Genomic DNA, 18,500 nt, shown 5'->3' on the forward strand with positions numbered 1-18,500 from the left:
AAAACACTATTTAAACAATTTAACTTTCCTTTTTAACATTCGTATTAAATAAATTTTATATTTGTTTAAACTTTTTTCTATAAAGATGAACAATATAAAAAAACATTTTAGCATTAGGGATTTAGAAAACCTATCGGGAATAAAGGCCCATACCATACGAATCTGGGAAAAAAGACATGAATTACTTTCGCCTGAAAGAACATCTACGAACATAAGAACCTATAGTCTTGCCAGTCTACAGAAGTTATTGAACATTACACTTTTGTATAATAACGGGTATAAAATTTCTAAGATAGCAGACCTGAAAGAATCCGAAATACCTGTTAAGGTTCAAGAAATAGTAGCCGTTCAAAACAGTAAGAACCATGTGCTGAATACATTTAAAATGGCCATGATCAATTTTGATCAAACCCAATTCGCACTCACATTCAACAATTTATTGGCAGACCATTCATTCCGGGATATTTTCAAGAATTATTTTATCCCCTTGCTGACCGAATTAGGCCTCCTCTGGCAAACCGATACCATAAACCCTGCCCATGAGCATTTTATTACGGGTTTGATCAAACAAAAAATACAGGTCAATATCGAAAAATTACAACTGAATCTACCTGTAAAAACCAACAAAACTTTCGTATTATACCTTCCTGAAGGAGAAATACATGAAATAGGGTTACTATACCTGAATTACGAATTGATCTTACATGGTTACAAAACCATATACTTAGGACAATCTATACCTTTGGACAATTTGGAAGAACTTTTCGGTTTCGTTGAGAACATTTATTTTATATCTTACTTCACAGTTTCCCCCCCAAAGGAGAAAATATACAAATATATTGATGAACTGTCCAATACCATTTTAAAAGATACCTCTTGTGAAGTTTGGTTAATGGGTAGACAAACACAGCTTTTGAATACAGAGAGCTTGGCGCCGAACATAAAAATATTCGATTCTATAGAAGAATTGATAAAAAAGGTGCAATAACCACAGTACAAACTAATATATAAATGAGCAAAAAAGTTGTCATTATCGGTTCAGGCTTCTCCTCTTTATCTGCATCTTGCTATTTGGCAAAATGGGGATATAATGTTTCTATCTACGAGAAAAACAAATCCGTAGGAGGTAGGGCAAGTCAAATGACAAAGGAAGGATTCACCTTCGATCTTGGACCAAGTTGGTATTGGATGCCCGATATATTCGATAAGTTCTTTTCCGATTTCGGAAAAAAAACAAGTGACTACTATACCTTACATAAATTAAGTCCGGCCTATAAAATATTTTTCGAAGACGAAACGATAACCATTGGGGATACGATGGATAAAATATGTACTGAATTTGAAAGAATAGAAAAAGGGAGTTCCGTTCATTTAAGGAAATTCATATCCAATGCCCAAGAAAACTATGATATCGCAATCAATAAGGTCGTATTGAAACCTGGGTTATCTCCCTTTGAATTAGTTACAAAGGACACCATTACCAAAGTAGACCAATTTTTTAAAACGATAAGTGGGGAAGTCCGAAAAAAGTTCAAGAACCCTAAGTTGATATCCACTTTAGAATTTCCGGTGCTTTTCTTGGGGGCAAAACCGAGCAACACCCCATCTTTCTATAGTTTTATGAATTTCGCCGATTTTGGTTTGGGCACATGGCACCCAGAAGGCGGAATGTACGAAATCATTAGAGCCATGCATTCCTTGGCAGAAGAATTAGGAGTGGATTTCAATCTAAACCATCCTGTTGAAAAAATTCGCGTCGACAATGGTAAAGCCATAGGTATTACGGTCAACGGAGTTGATATTGATGCTGATTTTGTTCTTAGCGGAGCCGATTACCATCATTCAGAAACATTACTAGATAAAAAATACAGACAATACAGTGAAAATTATTGGGACAAAAGAACATTTGCCCCCTCATCTCTATTGTTTTACGTGGGTTTTAATAAGAAATTGAAAAACGTAGAACATCATAATTTATTTTTCGACACTGATTTTGAGCAACATACATACGATATTTACGACAAACCAAAATGGCCAAAGGAGCCTTTGTTCTATGCAAATTTTCCTTCAATAACCGATTCGACCATGGCTCCACCAAACTCTGAGACCGGTTTCTTCCTGATTCCCATTGCTCCTGGTTTGGAAGATACACCGGAACTGAGAAAACAATATTTTGACCTTATCATGGACAGATTGGAAACAAGGACAGGGCAAAAGGTAAATGACGGCATCTTGTTTTATGAGTCGTTCTGCGTCAATGATTTCATTGAAAAGTACAATTCTTATAAAGGCAATGCCTATGGCATGGCAAATACTTTGACCCAAACTGCTTTTTTACGCCCAAAATTAAAAAGTAAAAAGGTTGAAAATTTATATTTCACAGGTCAGTTGACCGTTCCAGGACCCGGTGTACCACCATCCTTGATCTCTGGTAAATTGGTCTCTGAATTAATCACAAATAAAAAATAACGCAAATTATGAAGGCATTATTCGATAAGGTATCCTATGATTGCAGTAAGATCGTTACCCAGACTTACAGTACTTCATTTGCACTTGCCACAAAAATGTTGGGAGCATCGATACGCCCCGACATCTACAATATTTATGGTTTTGTACGGTTTGCAGATGAAATCGTCGATAGCTTTCATGAATATAACAGTGAAGAACTTTTAAATGATTTTGAAAAAAGTCTTGAAGCTGCCCTAACGAACAAAATCAGTTTAAACCCAATTTTAAATTCATTTCAACATACTTATCATAAATATGACATTCCACATCATTTGGTGGCATCATTCATGAAAAGTATGAGAATGGACCTAACCAAGAACACCTATTACAGTGAAAGGGAATACAAAGATTATATTTATGGTTCTGCCGACGTGGTCGGACTTATGTGCTTAATGGTTTTTGTAAAGGGGGACACTGAGAAGTACGAACAACTCAAAGATGCGGCAATGTCTTTGGGCTCGGCATTTCAAAAAGTGAATTTTCTAAGAGATTTAAAGGCGGATTTCGAAGTCTTGCACCGCTCTTACTTTCCAAACACCAATTTAAATGAGTTGGATGAAGAATCGAAAACTAGAATCATAAACGAAATAAAGCAAGATTTCCAAAAAAGCTATGCAGGCATCCAACAGCTACCTAGGGAAGCTAAATTAGGGGTATATACGGCTTACAAATATTATAATAGATTATTGGGCAAGTTGGAAAATACTCCGTCTTCCTTAATTCGTCAAGTGCGCATTAGGGTTCCTGATTACCAAAAATTCGGACTTTTAGCGAAGTCTTATGTCAATTTTAAACTAAATTTGGTTTAAGATGAATATAATTATAGGCATAGGTGTTTTTTTAGCTGTTTTCTGTTTTATGGAGTTCATGGCATGGTTCACCCATAAATACATTATGCATGGCTTTCTGTGGAGTCTCCACAAAGACCACCATAAAAAAGACCATGATTCCTGGTTTGAACGTAATGATGCCTTTTTCATTTTCTATGCCGTAGTGAGCATGTCGTTTTTCTACGCAGGGGCGAATACCGATTTCTGGTATGGTTGGCCTATTGGCTTTGGGATAATGGCCTATGGCGCTGCTTATTTTATGGTCCATGATATTTTTATACACCAGCGCTTTAAAATGTTCCGAAATGCGAACAATTGGTATTCAAGAGGTGTTCGAAGGGCGCACAAAATGCACCACAAACATTTAGGAAAAGAACATGGGGAATGTTTCGGGATGTTATTCGTACCCTTTAAATATTTTAAAAAGAAATAAATTATTGCCCTAACAACCCATTAAGGACTTTATGCACTTCTTCGCTGTCCCAATCGGCAGCTCCGGATTGCGCTACAATTATTTTACCGTTTTTATCCAAAACATATGTTGTGGGCAATGTCTTGGAAGAAAGTAAACTGGGAGCATCGGAATTGGAATAAAAAACAGGCAAGTCGTAACCTCTTTTCTTTATAAATTCGGAAACCTTATCACGATCATCTTGGGCAATGAACAAAAAAAAGACCTTGTTCCCATAACGATCATTCAATTTTTGAAGGCTTGGCATCTCAGCAATACAAGGCGGACACCAAGTTGCCCAAAAATTTATAAAAACCACCTTACCTTTTGCTTCTTCTAAATTAAAACTATGACCATCCAAACCTGTCAGTTCCCAGTTATAATCATCAACAACCAAATTCAATTCGCGTTTCACAACTGCCGAACCGGAAGACAATAATCTACCTGCAAAACCACGGGCATAACGCCCAATGGGAGTAAATAGTAATACGACTATCCCTAAAATGATTATTATATTCAACCATTTTATTTTTTTGAACTTCATTGGAGTCTTACTTTATTAAGCCATTCAACAATTCCCTTACCTTTTTCGAATCCCAATCCGCTATATCACTTTCCTTAACAACTATATAACCGTTTTTATCAATGATATAAGAACCAGGCGGCTCCAAAATATCCAATGGGGCCGGTTCACCGATTATCTGGTAGGTAATGGGAAATGTAAAATTTTTAAGCCGCATAAATTCTTCAACGGGCTGTCTTTCTTCATTGGTGATGATATAAAAATCAACACGATCCCCATATTCATCATATAATTTCTGAATACCATTGAATTCTGCCTCAGAGGGTAGTTTCCAAGATGCCCAAAAATTGATGAAAACCACATTTCCCTTAGATTGTCCAAAATCAAAGAAATCCCAATCGGCATCTTTAAGTTTCCAGTTGTACGATGTGATCTTCTCTCTGCTATCTTCGTTGATTATGTCCGGTGTAGAGGCAAAAAGACGATTCAAAAAAACCTTTCCAAAGTGCCCTAAAGGAGTAACGAAGAAAGATAGGACAATGGCAAACAGTAAGATGTTAAGAACGGTTTTTCTCTTGATTTTCATTATATGGGGATTTATCCAAAACTAAAAAACTCCCGATTAAAATCGGGAGTTTTTATCAATTAAAAAGTTATTTTTCGAAATAAAACCAATTTACCTTTGATGGTATATTGATTAGGCAGCATTCTCCCTTTTTATAACGTTCAAGGCAGAACCTTCTTTAAACCATCCTATCTGGGAATCATTATACGTATGGTTTGCCATAATCGTGTCTTTTGAACCATCTGCGTGAACCACCTCAATGGTCAACGGTTTTCCTGGTGCAAAGTCAGCAATATCCACAAAGTTGAAAGTATCATCTTCTTGGATCAAATCATAATCACTTTCATTGGCAAATGTCAATCCCAACATACCTTGTTTCTTAAGGTTGGTCTCATGGATCCTTGCAAATGATTTTACCAAAACAGCAGCAACTCCCAAATGTCTAGGCTGCATGGCTGCATGCTCCCTTGAGGAACCTTCCCCATAGTTATGGTCACCCACAACAATTGATTTAATACCTGCGGCTTTATAAGCTCTTTGGGTATCGGGTACCCCACCGTATTCCCCGGTCAATTGATTTTTGACAAAATTGGTTTTCTTATTGAAGGCATTGACGGCCCCAATCAAGGTGTTGTTTGCGATATTGTCTAAATGCCCACGGAAACGTAACCATGGTCCGGCCATGGAAATATGGTCTGTAGTACATTTACCGAATGCCTTTATCAATAATTTAATCCCTTGTAACTGTTCTGGAGTAATTGGCACGAAAGGATCCAACAATTGCAACCTTTCTGAAGTAGGACTTACCTTTACCTCAACACCTGAACCATCCTCATCGGGCTCTAAATAACCTGCATCCTCAACAGCAAAACCTTGAGGTGGCAATTCTATACCCATTGGTTCATCTAGTTTAACTTCTTCACCATCTTCGTTGATCAAAGTATCGTGCATGGGATCAAAATCCAATCTTCCGGAAATTGCGATGGCAGCGACCATTTCAGGTGAACCAACGAATGCGTGGGTATTTGGATTACCATCTGCCCTTTTTGAGAAGTTACGGTTAAACGAGTGGACGATCGTATTTTTCTCTTCCCCCTTAAGATCACTACGATCCCATTGACCGATACATGGTCCACAGGCATTGGTGAAAACTGTCGCTCCTAGATTCTCGAAAGTTTCAAGAAGTCCGTCACGCTCAGCTGTATATCTAATTTGTTCAGACCCTGGGTTTATACCAAAATCTGATTTAGGCTTTATTTTTTTATCAACAGCTTGTTTTGCTATTGATGCGGCACGGGACAAATCTTCATAAGAAGAGTTGGTACAAGATCCGATCAATCCCCAATCTACTTGAAGTGGCCAATCGTTCTCTCTGGCTTTTTTACCTAATTCACCTACTGGCGTAGCTAAATCGGGAGTAAAAGGTCCGTTCAAATGTGGTCTTAACTCATCAAGATTAATTTCTATGATCTCGTCAAAATACTGTTCGGGATTTGCATAAACCTCATCATCAGCGGTCAAATAACCCCTAACTGCATTAGCTGCATCGGCCACATCGTTTCTATCGGTTGCCCTTAGGTAACGCTCCATAGAATCATCATAACCAAAAGTTGAGGTGGTAGCCCCTACTTCAGCACCCATATTACAGATGGTACCTTTACCGGTACAAGATAGGTTTTTCGCCCCTTCACCAAAATACTCGATAATTGCTCCCGTTCCTCCTTTAACCGTTAGGATTCCGGCAACTTTTAAAATGACATCCTTGGCAGACGTCCAACCGGAAATATTTCCTGTCAATTTAACCCCGATCAATTTTGGGAATTTCAATTCCCATGCCATACCGGCCATTACATCAACAGCATCCGCACCACCGACACCAATGGCCACCATTCCTAATCCACCTGCATTAACGGTATGTGAATCGGTACCGATCATCATTCCTCCAGGGAAGGCATAATTTTCCAAGACTACTTGGTGTATAATCCCTGCTCCCGGTTTCCAAAAACCGATTCCATATTTATTTGAAACGGATTCTAAAAAATCAAATACCTCTGCACTGGTTGAATTTGCAATCTTTAAATCTGCAGTAGCACCACTCTTCGCTTGGATCAAGTGATCACAATGTACCGTAGTAGGCACAGCAACTTTGGCTTTCCCTGCTTGCATAAACTGTAATAAAGCCATCTGCGCGGTCGCATCTTGGCAAGCAATACGGTCAGGGGCAAAGTCTACATAATCCTTACCGCGAACAAAAGCCGTGGAAGGCTCACCATCCCAAAGGTGGGAGTATAAAATTTTCTCAGAAAGGGTAAGTGGTTTACCGACTATTTCACGGGCCTTATCAACCCGCTCAGCCATTTTGGAGTAAACACTTTTGATCATCTCGATGTCAAACGCCATTATATTGAATATTTAGAATTAAAGTAATTCAGCGAAATTAATAAAATCCGCCTCGCAAATAAAATTTTTATTTAAGGATTAATATGATTTTTATCATTTGCCAATAACAATGGCAACTTAAATAAAAAAACATTGAAAAGTATTCAATTGATATAAGCGATGTAGAAAACAAAATCAAAAAAGCTTCCTAATGATATCCTCTTCGGATATACCTTCAGCTTCTGCCTTATAGTTCTTTATGATCCTATGACGAAGAATTCCCATGGCAACGGCTTGTACGTCCTCTATATCGGGCGAAAATTTTCCATTAACTGCCGCATGGGCCTTTGCCCCTAAAATCAAATTCTGCGAAGCCCTTGGACCCGCTCCCCAATCAAGGTATTGTTTTATGAAGTCAGGTGCCGTATCCAGATTGGGCCTTGTTTTGTTCACTAGGGTAACTGCATAATTAACCACATTGTCAGGCACGGGTATTCGGCGTATAAGATGTTGGACCTCTAGAATCTCTTCCGCGTTAAATAACGCATTTATCGCCACCGTATCATCGGAAGTGGTCGCCTTAACTACAGCTACCTCTTCTTCTATGGATGGATATTTTAGTTCAATGGCGAACATAAAACGATCTAATTGGGCTTCTGGCAAAGGATAAGTCCCTTCCTGCTCAATAGGATTCTGGGTAGCCAATACAAAATAGGGTAATTCCAATTTATGTTGATGACCTGCAATGGTAACCGCTCTTTCTTGCATGGCCTCTAACAATGCAGCCTGTGTTTTCGGAGGGGTCCTATTAATTTCATCTGCAAGTATGATATTGGAAAAAACAGGTCCTTTTATAAATTTGAAATTCCTGTTCTGATCCAGGATTTCGCTCCCCAAGATATCGCTGGGCATTAAATCGGGCGTAAACTGTATTCTTTTAAAATCGAGTCCCAAAGTCTGGGCAATCGTATTTACCATTAAGGTCTTTGCCAACCCGGGCACACCGATCAATAAAGAATGCCCACCAGTATAAACGGACAATAGTATTAAATCGATCACTTCCTGTTGACCTATAATAATCTTTGCTATTTCCTTTTTAAGGGCTGCATGTTTTTGTACAAGATTATTAATTGCGGCTACGTCTGACATCCAAATTATTCCTTAACCCAATTATTTGCGAATTCACAACCTTTATTGGCTTCATTTACGCTAATGTAGGTTTCTTCTATATGTTCGGCCATCCATTTTTTAATGGCATTATATTGCTTTTCCGTCAATGCCAGCTGCTGTATCCTTGTATAATCCTTGGCAAAATCCGCGACATGTTCATCATATCTGTTGGTGACCTTCAAGATTTTGTACTTGGGCCCACCACCTCTTGGATCCTGTTCCAATATAGGATATGAAATTTCATTGTCCTTTAAGTTCCTGACTTGATTATAAAGGGTTGGGTCCATTTTGGTTAATTCAAACCTGGAATCATAAGTAATCGGATTACGTAACAACCCACCATCGAATTTCGTCTCTTTTTCATCGGAGAAATTTCTAGCGGCATCCGCGAAAGAGTACTTACCATCCATTATCTGCTTTCTAATGGTATCCAATTCTTTCTTAGCACTGTCCAAGGCTTCTTGGGATATTTCCGGAGTAATCAAGATATGGCGTAAATCCAACTCTTGCCCCCTTATTTTTTCAATATAGATCAAGTGAAAACCGAACATGGTCTCAAAAGGTTCGGAAACTTCACCTTCCTGAAGACTAAATGCAACATCTTTGAAGGTTTTATCAAAACCAGTATCCTTGGTAATACTATAAAAACCACCTTTTGATTTAGACCCAGGATCTTGGGAGTACAAAATGGCCTTTACGCTGAACTTAGCATCATTCTCCTCTACATCTGCCTTAATGGCGTTCAGTTTATCAATAACCTTTTGCTTGTCTACCTCAGTTGCCTTTGGCTGTTTAATTATTTGGGAGATTTCCATTTCCGCACCGAAAACCGGCCGTTCATCTTCTGGTATCTTATTGAAGAACTGACGTACTTCTTCAGGGGTGATCTCTATTTCGGAAATGATACTGTTCTGCATTTTTTCCGAAAGCATACGAAGTTTATTGATCTTATTGATATCTTCCCTTAAACTTGCCTCATTTTCCTTTTTATAGAATTTCAACAACTTCTCCATAGAACCCATTTGTGCCACAAAGGATTGGATCTGTCTTTCAGTGGTTAAACTTACTTCATCGTCTGAAACCAACAAACTATCCTGGACCGCTTGGTGGGCATATAAACGATCTTCCATTAATTTACCCAACAAACCGCAACGGGTGATATCCTCTGACATGGCTCCTTGATTCTTAAGATCGATCAAGGTTTTTTCGATATCCGATTCCAAAATCACATAATCCCCCACAACAGCTGCAATACCATCTAATTTAACCTTTTTGAATTTGGAGATTGAATCTTTTACAACGCCCTTATCTGCCTGTAATTCTGGAAGTGGCGGCTCTATTTGCGTATCGGGGATTTCATCGGTAACCTGTGCTATGGTATTTCCCGATATGAACAATACGAATAATAAAAGGGTGATCTTAGTTGTCTTGTACATAGACTTCAAATTCTTTTTCTTTAATAGCTTCATCTATTATTTCTGTTTCCAATTTTCGAATATAGTCCAATTTCCTGCGATTGAGAAGTACTTGTCGAATGGACGGTTCCACATAGGATAAGGGAGCAACATCATTGATTTCCAACACTCCCGTAATCTTTGCCAAATATACCCCTAATGAATCCTGCAATTCAAAAAATTGTGATTTTTTTAAGTATCTATCTTGGTTTTCAAGGGTCAATGGGGGTATTTCTTCTCGAACCCTGGAGGCACTGACCCAAATGGAATCGTTGAAATTCAATTTTTTGAATTGCACACCTATGGAATCAAGATACTTAATATCATCTTTCTTGAAATTCTTCAATTTACCAACAACCGTTTCCTTATCCATAAATTGAAGGGGCAAGTGCACAAACCTTAGGCTGATCAATTTTTCCTTTAGTTTAAAATTCTCTTTTTCTTTCTCATAGAATGCCTCTAATTGCGCCTGGCTAACAACTGAATCACTGCTTTGTTGAACCAAGGCCTCTTTATACGCCCTGGTATACAAATCCGTTCTATAAGTATTCACCAAAGCATCGAATTCGGCAAGTTTCTCTTCGGACAGGTTGATCTTTGCCTTTGAAAGCAACAATTGCTTAGATGCCCAATTATTGATATAATCAGTTACAAAAGAAGTGCTATCGGCCTTACTCATATTGGCGGTCAAAAGCGGAGCTATATCATCTTTGTACAAATACAATTCCCCTACTCTGGCAATTGGCTCTTCATCGTGACCTTCTTTGAACAAAGAGTTACATGACACAATAAAAATGGCCAAAAGCACCCATGAAAATTTGACCAATCGAGTAATTTTGAAATTAAAATGCATCCTGCAAAAATAATAAATACTATATGTTAAACAAGGTATATAGGCTTTCATTAACACATTTTATAAACCTAAAACCATAAATACCAGTCAAATCGAAAAAACCAATATCAATTCCTAAAACTTCTACTCCCCAACAATCGTTTTCAAGGAAAAAGACCTTAAACCCAATTTCTATGTAGAAAAACCAAAAAGCTAGACCAACTATCCAAAAAGAAGTAATTTAGAGCAATGAACATATAAATCTTTTACCAGCACAAAGCTTTATGAACAGAAAAATTAAACTTATCTGGGATTTTCGGGGTCCAACCGGCGCAAAAACGGCAGAACACCATGAAATACATTTAAAAGAATATATTATTCTGGAAAAATTTGAACCTAACATTACTGGGCACCAGACAATCAATGACATGCATAGCCTAGCCTATATGGTTGTAGAGGAAACAGATATGCTCAAGGTTCGGGACTCCCTAAAACCACATCGTGCAGAAGTATTCCAAGAATAGACAACACTGGCGACAATGACAAAAAAATTACTATCCCTTTTATGCCTTTTTAGCCTTATAAGTGCCTGTGAAAAAAAACCTCAATTCCAGAATGCCCTTGATTATGCATTGAATTCCAATGACCCAAGAATAAAAAATATCATTGATAGCGTACAACGATATGAGGTCCAAATTAAATTCACCAAAATAAAAAGGACCAAGGACAGTGTGATTTTTGAAGACAATGGTTTTCAAGTGAACAGCAACAACTACTTCTATCCTGCCAGTACGGTTAAATTACCCATAGCAGTTTTAGCATTGGAGAAATTGAACCAAATGGATTTACTTAACAAGGACACCCACTATTATGTAGAAGGGGATACGATCGAAACCACATTCGCAGCTGATATCACAAAAATATTCGTAGTAAGTGACAATGCCGCCAATAATCGCTTATTCGAATTTTTAGGTCAGGATTTCATCAACAAATCCTTGAAGGAAAAAGGATTGGACTCCATTCGTATTTCACACCGTTTGTCAACTGACGAACCCTATGAAATCACCACTAAACCATTGATCGTATATTTGAATGACAGTACTACGACCATGTTGGAAAAAACCGTGAATACGTCTGCCATTCCTCTAAAACTAAATGGTATTAAAAAAGGAATCGGTTATTACGAAGAAAACGAATTGATTCATGAACCCTTTGATTTTGGCTTAAAAAACCATTACCCGATCAATGCCCAACACAACGTTTTGAAAAGACTTATTTTTCCTAACTGTTTCAAAGAAAACGAACGATTCGATTTAAGTTCCGATCAACGGGAATTTTTACTCAAAACCATGCAATTGTTGCCTAAAGAGGCCGGATATGATTCCGAGGAATTCTATGACAGTTATGTAAAGTTCTTCATGTTCGGTGACAAGAAGTCGAAAATGCCCGAAAACATAGATATTCTCAACAAGGTTGGTTATGCATATGGCACATTGACGGATTGTGCATACATCAATGACCGAAAAAACAATGTTGAATTTTTACTCACTGCTACCCTACTGGTTAACAGCAATCAAATTTTCAATGACAACACGTATGAATATGACCATATCGGCATTCCTTTCTTAGCGGCATTGGGCCAGGAAATCCATTCATTTGAAGTATCTGCAAAAAATAAATAGGCTACACCAAACAAAACCTAGTCGCATTACTTAAGACTTTATCAATAAATTCAGGATATTACCGTTAGATTGTTAGCCTTAAACCGAAACCAGTATTTTACGTATTTTAGGGTAAGTAAATCCACTATATGCCAGACCAAAATAATCGCATTGAAGAGCTCAATAATAAATTAGAAATACTTCTGGGCAAGCAAGAAGGTTTTGCCAAAGAACTCATGTCCCTTTATCGGGAAATAGAGGCATTGAAAAAAGCCGGAGGCGGCATAAAAGAGGTTGGGACGATCAACCCATCGCCGACCAAGGAAGAACAGCCCCAAATGGCTAACTCCCCTACAAAAGAACCTATTAAGGAATACCTACAAGAACCTATTGATGCACCACGACCAAAGCAAGAAGAACCCATCAGTATTTTCAAGCAGCCAAAGACAAAATCGAATTGGGAAAAATTCATTGGTGAGAACCTGATAAACAAAGTAGGCATAATCATCACTGTTTTAGGGGTGGCCATTGGCGCCAAATATTCAATAGACAATAATTTGATAAGTCCGTTGACGCGAATCATTTTAGGTTATTTGGCCGGTTTATGCTTACTCGGTTTTGGCATTAAACTAAAGGTAAAATATGAAAATTACAGTGCCGTTCTGGTCAGTGGAGCCCTTGCCATCCTATATTTCATAACTTTTGCCGCCTATAGTTTTTATGGGCTGTTCCCGCAGATCATGACTTTTATCCTCATGCTCATTTTTACGGTTTTCGGCGTTGTTGCCTCCCTGAATTACAACAAACAGATCATAGCGCATATAGGGCTCGTTGGTGCTTATGCGGTACCTTTTCTTTTAAGCAACGACTCTGGCAGTCCAGAGATTCTTTTTAGCTATATGGCCATAATCAATATAGGAATCCTCTTCATAGCCTATAAAAAATATTGGAAGCCCCTATATTATTCATCGTTTATCATTACTTGGTTGATTTTTGGCAGCTGGCTGGCGTTCTCCTATGCCTATAACGAACAACGTACGATAGCAATGATGTTCTCCCTCCTTTTCTTTCTTATTTTCTATGCTACATTTTTATCATATAAACTGAAAGCGTCCGAAAAATTCAAAAAATCGGATATTGTCTTACTCTTGTCCAACTCGTTCATATTTTTTGGATTGGGTTACGGACTGCTTTCAGAAAGCGAGACAGGGGAACAACTTTTAGGTGTATTTGCACTCGGCAACGCCATATTACATTTTATGGTCAGTTTGATTATCCACAAGAAAAAATTGGCCGATAATAACCTGTATTATTTGGTTTCGGGATTAGTGTTGGTTTTCTTGACCATCGCCATCCCCATACAACTAGACGGCAACTGGGTAACCCTTTTATGGGCCTTTGAAGCCGCTTTACTATTTTGGATAGGCCGTAAGAAGAATGTTATCGTTTATGAGAACCTGTCTTATCCGCTCATGATATTGGCCTTATTCAGTTTATTCCATGATTGGACACTGGGCTATTTTGATAATATAGGCCTTGACCAAGGGATGTCACCTGTCCTAAATATGACTTTTCTAAGCTCATTGTTGTTCGTTGGGGCTTTTAGCTTTATTAATTGGTTGAACACAAACACCAAGAAAGAAAATACAGTAGCCCCAAATAATACGATACAAAAAATCATGTCATTTGCCATACCCAGTATATTGCTTTTTGTGTTGTTCATGGGTTTCTACTTAGAAATACAATATTATTGGGAAACATTGTACATAGGCTCCGAAATACCTATAGTTGAGGAAAATGGGTACGACTATCTTAAGCACAATACCGACTTGAGGGATACCGGCAACATTTGGCTAATTAATTACTCCCTATTATTCATTTCAATTTTGATTTTTGCGAATATTAAGAAACTCCACAATCGAGTTTTGGGTATAGTTTCGCTCACTGCTGGTCTATTCGCAATTTTTGTGTTCTTGACCATGGGCTTGTATACTTTAAGTGAATTGAGGGAAAGTTATATTGATCAGAACTTATCGGAATACTACGAAATAGGTTTCTTCAACATTACGATACGGTATATTGCCTTTGCTTTTTTGACCCTGTTATTGGTGAGCCTCTATAAATTGATTCGAGAGCCCTTCCTTAAAATAAACTTTAAGATTCCATTCGAGATCTTACTCCATATGACCATCTTATGGGTGGCCAGTAGTGAATTATTACATTGGATGCATATGGCCGGATCACACCAGAGTTATAAACTAGGTCTTAGTATCCTCTGGGGATCATACGCTTTACTAATGGTCATATTGGGTATTTGGCAAAACAAAAAATTCTTACGCCTTGTGGCCATGATTCTTTTCGGTTTTACCCTGATCAAATTATTTTTCTACGATATCGCATCACTCAACACCATTTCCAAAACCATAGTTTTTGTTTCTTTGGGTATCTTGTTGTTGATCATATCATTTTTATACAACAAGTACAAAAACAGAATATCCGATGAAGAAACGAACTAAACTTCTTCTTACAATATTACTCACTATCAGCGGCACAACCTTTGCCCAAATTGGGGATTATAGTGAAAAGAGGGAGATTTCAGGTATTACGGAAAAATGGCACACCCTAGAGTTGCCAACTTCTGTTTTTAATGGGTTATCTGACAATTTATCGGATCTTCGAATTTATGGTGTCTCAACAAAAGACACTATAGAAGCCCCATACCTATTAAATGTAAAAAAGGAAAAGCACGTTCAAAAAGAAGTAGTTTTTTCTTTGATCAATACAGCCATTAGGGCCAATACCCATTATTTCACTTTCGAAGTACCTACCACAAAAACCTTGAATGAAATCTCATTGAATTTCAAAAATGAAAATTTTGATTGGAAAGTAAAGCTTGAAGGCAGTCAAGAACAATCTAAGTGGTTCACGATTCTTGAGGACTCCCGCATACTATCCATAAAAAATGAGCAGACCGATTTTCGTTTTTCGCATTTAAAGTTCCCTAATTCAAAATACCGTTACTACCGAATTTCATTCAAAAGCGATGTGGCTCCCAAGTTACTTGATGCCAAAATATATTTACACGAAACAATTGAAGCCCAATACAACATGGCCGAAATCGGGGATTATGAAATTTCCCGAAACAAGGAAAAAAAGCAGACCATAGTTCAGATTGCCCTCAAACAACGACAGCCTATCAGCTTTTTGAACTTGGACATCCCCAATGATTATGACTATTATCGTTCTTTTCAGGTTCAATATGCCCAAGACAGTGTCCCCACTGACAAAGGAATAAAATTCACCTACCGTACACTTTTCCGAGGAACCCTGAACTCCATCGAAAAAAATGAATTCAACATTAATTCGGTAATGGCCAAAAATCTACGGATCATTATTGACGACCATGACAATCAGTCCTTGAACATAACCAACATGTCAATAAAAGGCTATAAGCATTATTTAACGGTAAGGTTTACAGATAAAAGGGATTATTTTTTGGTCTATGGCAATATAAACGCCCAAAAACCAAACTATGATATTGTGCACACTTCAAAAAGCATTCCTACTTCATTGATCAGGGTTGACCTTGGTCCCGAAATACATATCCCAAAAAACGGAATAGAACAAATAGCCCCCTTATTCGAAAACAAAATCTGGCTTTGGTCTGTTATGGCAATCGTTATATTGGTAATAGGGGGCTTCACCCTAAAAATGATGTCGAAAAAGGAATCCTGATTTTTGGGATTGAAAAGCCTAAATTTGTATTGTTAAATAATAACGGCACAAATGTCAGCACCCAAACAAACACGAATCAATAAATATTTAAGTGAAGTAGGCTATTGTTCCCGAAGGGCGGCGGATAAACTAATAGACCAGGGGAGGGTCACCATTAACGGTTCGGTCCCCGAAATGGGAACTAAAATCGTACCTGGGGATGAAGTGCGCGTCGACGGGGAACTTATATCGGAACCGAAAGAGCAACCCGTATACCTCGTCTTTAACAAACCTATCGGAATTGTTTGCACCACCGATACTAGGGTCGAAAAAGACAATATCATAGATTTTATCAACTACCCAAAACGCATTTTCCCGATTGGCAGACTGGACAAACCTAGTGAAGGACTTATTTTCTTAACCAATGACGGTGATATCGTAAATAAGATACTTCGTGCGAGAAACCATCATGAAAAAGAATATTTGGTTACCGTCAACAAACCGATAACACAAGATTTTCTGAATAAAATGCGCAATGGCGTACCGATCCTGGATACCGTTACGCGTAAATGTGAAGTTGAAAGTCTTGGCAAATACCAATTCAAAATCATACTTACACAAGGTCTAAACAGACAAATTCGCCGCATGTGCGAATATTTGGGATACGACGTAAAAAAGCTCAAACGCATTCGAATCATGAATGTTAAGTTGGATATTCCCGTAGGAAAATGGAGAGATCTTACCCAGGCAGAATTGAAGGAAATAAACAGGCTTGTTTCTTCTTCCTCTAAAACGCATGACGACATTTCTTGAACATAGAATAGACAATCCATTAGGGCTTCTCAGAAAACCCCATGATTAATGCTATTCATTTTATATCGAGTGCTAAGACATACTGACGAAAGTCATTGTCTGGCCATATTTAATTATGAATCTTTAGGCAAATGTCTTAAAATAGTAACGAACACGCATTTAACCCATTGATTATAATCAATTTTTAACAACTTATTTACCTAAATATCATTAACTTGTATAAGTTCATTAAACGACTCAACATAAAATTGTCAATCATGAGGAATCATACACATCAAATATCGAGGAAGACACTCAAACATATCCTTTTCGCCCTGTTTTTTATAGGTTCGTTAGGCACTCCTAAGGCATCGGCATTTTTTCAACAAGAGGATCAAGAGCAAGAAATCGGTTTTGACCAATACAAAGGCAAAATAATGGATTCGGACTCTAAAAAACCTTTGGTCTTTGCCACATTAACGGTAGAAAACACCAATATTAGCACAATTTCTAATACCGAAGGTGAATTTGCCCTAAAGGTCCCCGAATCAATGAAGGAAGGCAATGTCATAGTGGCTTTCTTAGGCTACAAAAACAAATCTATCCCCCTTTCCCAATTCAAAGAAGAGAACAACAAGATTTATTTGGATGTATTCGTTGAAATGCTTGGGGAAGTAAGCTTAAGCGTACCTAAGGATGCCGAGGAATTAGTTCGGGAAACCTTAAAAGGTAGAGGACAGAATTACTTCAGTGACCCTACTTTAATGACCGCTTTTTATAGGGAGACCATAAAAAAAAGAAAGAAAAACGTTTCCCTTTCCGAGGCTGTAGTAAACATTTACAAATCTCCTTACAACTCCAATAAAAAAGATGGGGTTAAGCTATACAAAGCCCGTAAAAGCACTGATTACAACAAACTTGATACCGTAGCCCTTAAATTGCAAGGAGGACCGTTCAACGCTCTTTATGTGGATATAATGAAGTATCCGGAATATATTTTCCAGGAAAAATCACTTGGTATGTACAATTTCAGTTTTGACCGTTCAACCCGTGTGGATGATCGCCGGATATTTGTAATCAATTTTACCCAAAAACCGGGTATTGCGGAACAGTTATATAAAGGCCAATTATTTATCGATGCCGAACGTAAGATACTTACCAGCGCTATTTACTCTTTGAATATCACCGACAAATACGAGGCTGCCAAACTATTCGTTAGAAAAAAACCCGCAAACGCCAAGGTATGGCCCAATAAAATAGCCTATAGGGTCGATTATCGGGAAAAAAACGGCAAATGGTATTATGGTTACAGCAATGTACTATTGGAATTCAAAATAGATTGGGACAAAAAACTCTTCAATTCAGTTTACAGCCTATCTTGTGAAATGGCCGTAACCGATTGGGAAAAGAACCTAACCAACGAAATGCCGAAGGCTAGGGACAGAATTAAAACCTCGATTATCTTGGGCGATGAGGCCGTAGGTTTTGCAGACCCTGATTTCTGGGGCGAATACAACATTATTGAACCAGAAAAATCTATAGAATCTGCCATCAAGAAAATCCAACGCCAGCTTAAAAAATCAAAGAACAAAGCCGCTGGAAGCCCTGCTCCTTGAATAAA

16 protein-coding genes are annotated in these 18,500 nt (G+C 38.0%); 10 read left to right on the plus strand and 6 right to left on the minus strand.

Features of this window, described 5'->3' with window-relative positions:
* Positions 1-85: 85 nt before the first annotated feature.
* The 4 genes from R3X28_RS11825 to R3X28_RS11840 are packed head-to-tail and all read left to right on the plus strand — an operon-like array spanning position 86 to position 3,771.
* Complete coding sequence (locus tag R3X28_RS11825) at positions 86-988, plus strand: MerR family transcriptional regulator (RefSeq protein ID WP_317664495.1); 903 nt, start codon at positions 86-88, stop codon at positions 986-988.
* Positions 989-1,011: 23 nt separating this feature from the next.
* Positions 1,012-2,469 carry a phytoene desaturase family protein gene (locus tag R3X28_RS11830; protein WP_317664497.1) on the plus strand — a complete coding sequence of 486 codons (1,458 nt, stop codon included), beginning with the start codon at positions 1,012-1,014 and terminating at the stop codon, positions 2,467-2,469.
* Between the two features lie 8 nt (positions 2,470-2,477).
* Positions 2,478-3,317, plus strand: coding sequence for a phytoene/squalene synthase family protein (locus tag R3X28_RS11835; RefSeq protein ID WP_154366341.1), 840 nt, complete (start codon positions 2,478-2,480; stop codon positions 3,315-3,317).
* A gap of 1 nt (position 3,318) precedes the next feature.
* Positions 3,319-3,771, plus strand: coding sequence for a sterol desaturase family protein (locus R3X28_RS11840; protein WP_154366339.1), 453 nt, complete (start codon positions 3,319-3,321; stop codon positions 3,769-3,771).
* A gap of 1 nt (position 3,772) precedes the next feature.
* Here R3X28_RS11840 and R3X28_RS11845 read toward each other — a convergent pair whose 3' ends face one another.
* From R3X28_RS11845 to R3X28_RS11870, 6 genes are all read right to left on the minus strand, one after another.
* Complete coding sequence (locus R3X28_RS11845; protein ID WP_317664500.1) at positions 3,773-4,333, minus strand: TlpA disulfide reductase family protein; 561 nt, start codon at positions 4,331-4,333, stop codon at positions 3,773-3,775.
* A 7-nt stretch (positions 4,334-4,340) separates the two neighbouring features.
* Positions 4,341-4,898, minus strand: a complete 558-nt coding sequence (locus R3X28_RS11850) for a TlpA disulfide reductase family protein (RefSeq protein ID WP_317664502.1) — start codon at positions 4,896-4,898, stop codon at positions 4,341-4,343.
* A 111-nt stretch (positions 4,899-5,009) separates the two neighbouring features.
* Positions 5,010-7,277: an aconitate hydratase gene (locus R3X28_RS11855; RefSeq protein ID WP_317664504.1), complete on the minus strand. Its 2,268-nt coding sequence runs from the start codon at positions 7,275-7,277 to the stop codon at positions 5,010-5,012.
* A gap of 174 nt (positions 7,278-7,451) precedes the next feature.
* Positions 7,452-8,405, minus strand: a complete 954-nt coding sequence (locus R3X28_RS11860; RefSeq protein ID WP_154366331.1) for an AAA family ATPase — start codon at positions 8,403-8,405, stop codon at positions 7,452-7,454.
* Between the two features lie 5 nt (positions 8,406-8,410).
* Positions 8,411-9,895 carry a peptidylprolyl isomerase gene (locus R3X28_RS11865; RefSeq protein WP_317664506.1) on the minus strand — a complete coding sequence of 495 codons (1,485 nt, stop codon included), beginning with the start codon at positions 9,893-9,895 and terminating at the stop codon, positions 8,411-8,413.
* Entirely contained in the window at positions 9,846-10,706 is an 861-nt protein-coding gene (locus R3X28_RS11870; protein WP_317664508.1) for a peptidyl-prolyl cis-trans isomerase, read from the minus strand. Before R3X28_RS11870 ends, R3X28_RS11865 begins: the two co-directional genes overlap by 50 nt.
* Positions 10,707-10,996: 290 nt before the next feature.
* On the opposite strand from R3X28_RS11870, the gene R3X28_RS11875 reads away from it, so the two are divergent.
* From R3X28_RS11875 to R3X28_RS11900, 6 genes are all read left to right on the plus strand, one after another.
* A complete protein-coding gene (locus R3X28_RS11875; RefSeq protein ID WP_154366329.1) occupies positions 10,997-11,236 on the plus strand; it encodes a hypothetical protein in 240 nt (79 codons plus the stop codon).
* Between the two features lie 15 nt (positions 11,237-11,251).
* Positions 11,252-12,394 carry a serine hydrolase gene (locus R3X28_RS11880; RefSeq protein WP_317664510.1) on the plus strand — a complete coding sequence of 381 codons (1,143 nt, stop codon included), beginning with the start codon at positions 11,252-11,254 and terminating at the stop codon, positions 12,392-12,394.
* A 128-nt stretch (positions 12,395-12,522) separates the two neighbouring features.
* Entirely contained in the window at positions 12,523-14,889 is a 2,367-nt protein-coding gene (locus R3X28_RS11885) for a DUF2339 domain-containing protein (protein ID WP_317664511.1), read from the plus strand.
* Positions 14,873-16,108 carry a DUF3999 family protein gene (locus R3X28_RS11890; protein ID WP_317664512.1) on the plus strand — a complete coding sequence of 412 codons (1,236 nt, stop codon included), beginning with the start codon at positions 14,873-14,875 and terminating at the stop codon, positions 16,106-16,108. Before R3X28_RS11885 ends, R3X28_RS11890 begins: the two co-directional genes overlap by 17 nt.
* A gap of 51 nt (positions 16,109-16,159) precedes the next feature.
* Positions 16,160-16,900 carry a 23S rRNA pseudouridine(2604) synthase RluF gene (rluF, locus tag R3X28_RS11895; protein WP_317664513.1) on the plus strand — a complete coding sequence of 247 codons (741 nt, stop codon included), beginning with the start codon at positions 16,160-16,162 and terminating at the stop codon, positions 16,898-16,900.
* Positions 16,901-17,157: 257 nt separating this feature from the next.
* A complete protein-coding gene (locus tag R3X28_RS11900; RefSeq protein ID WP_317664515.1) occupies positions 17,158-18,495 on the plus strand; it encodes a carboxypeptidase-like regulatory domain-containing protein in 1,338 nt (445 codons plus the stop codon).
* Positions 18,496-18,500: the final 5 nt, after the last annotated feature.

The sequence above is a fragment of the Maribacter sp. TH_r10 genome, assembly GCF_033101095.1.
Lineage (GTDB): Bacteria > Bacteroidota > Bacteroidia > Flavobacteriales > Flavobacteriaceae > Maribacter_A > Maribacter_A luteus.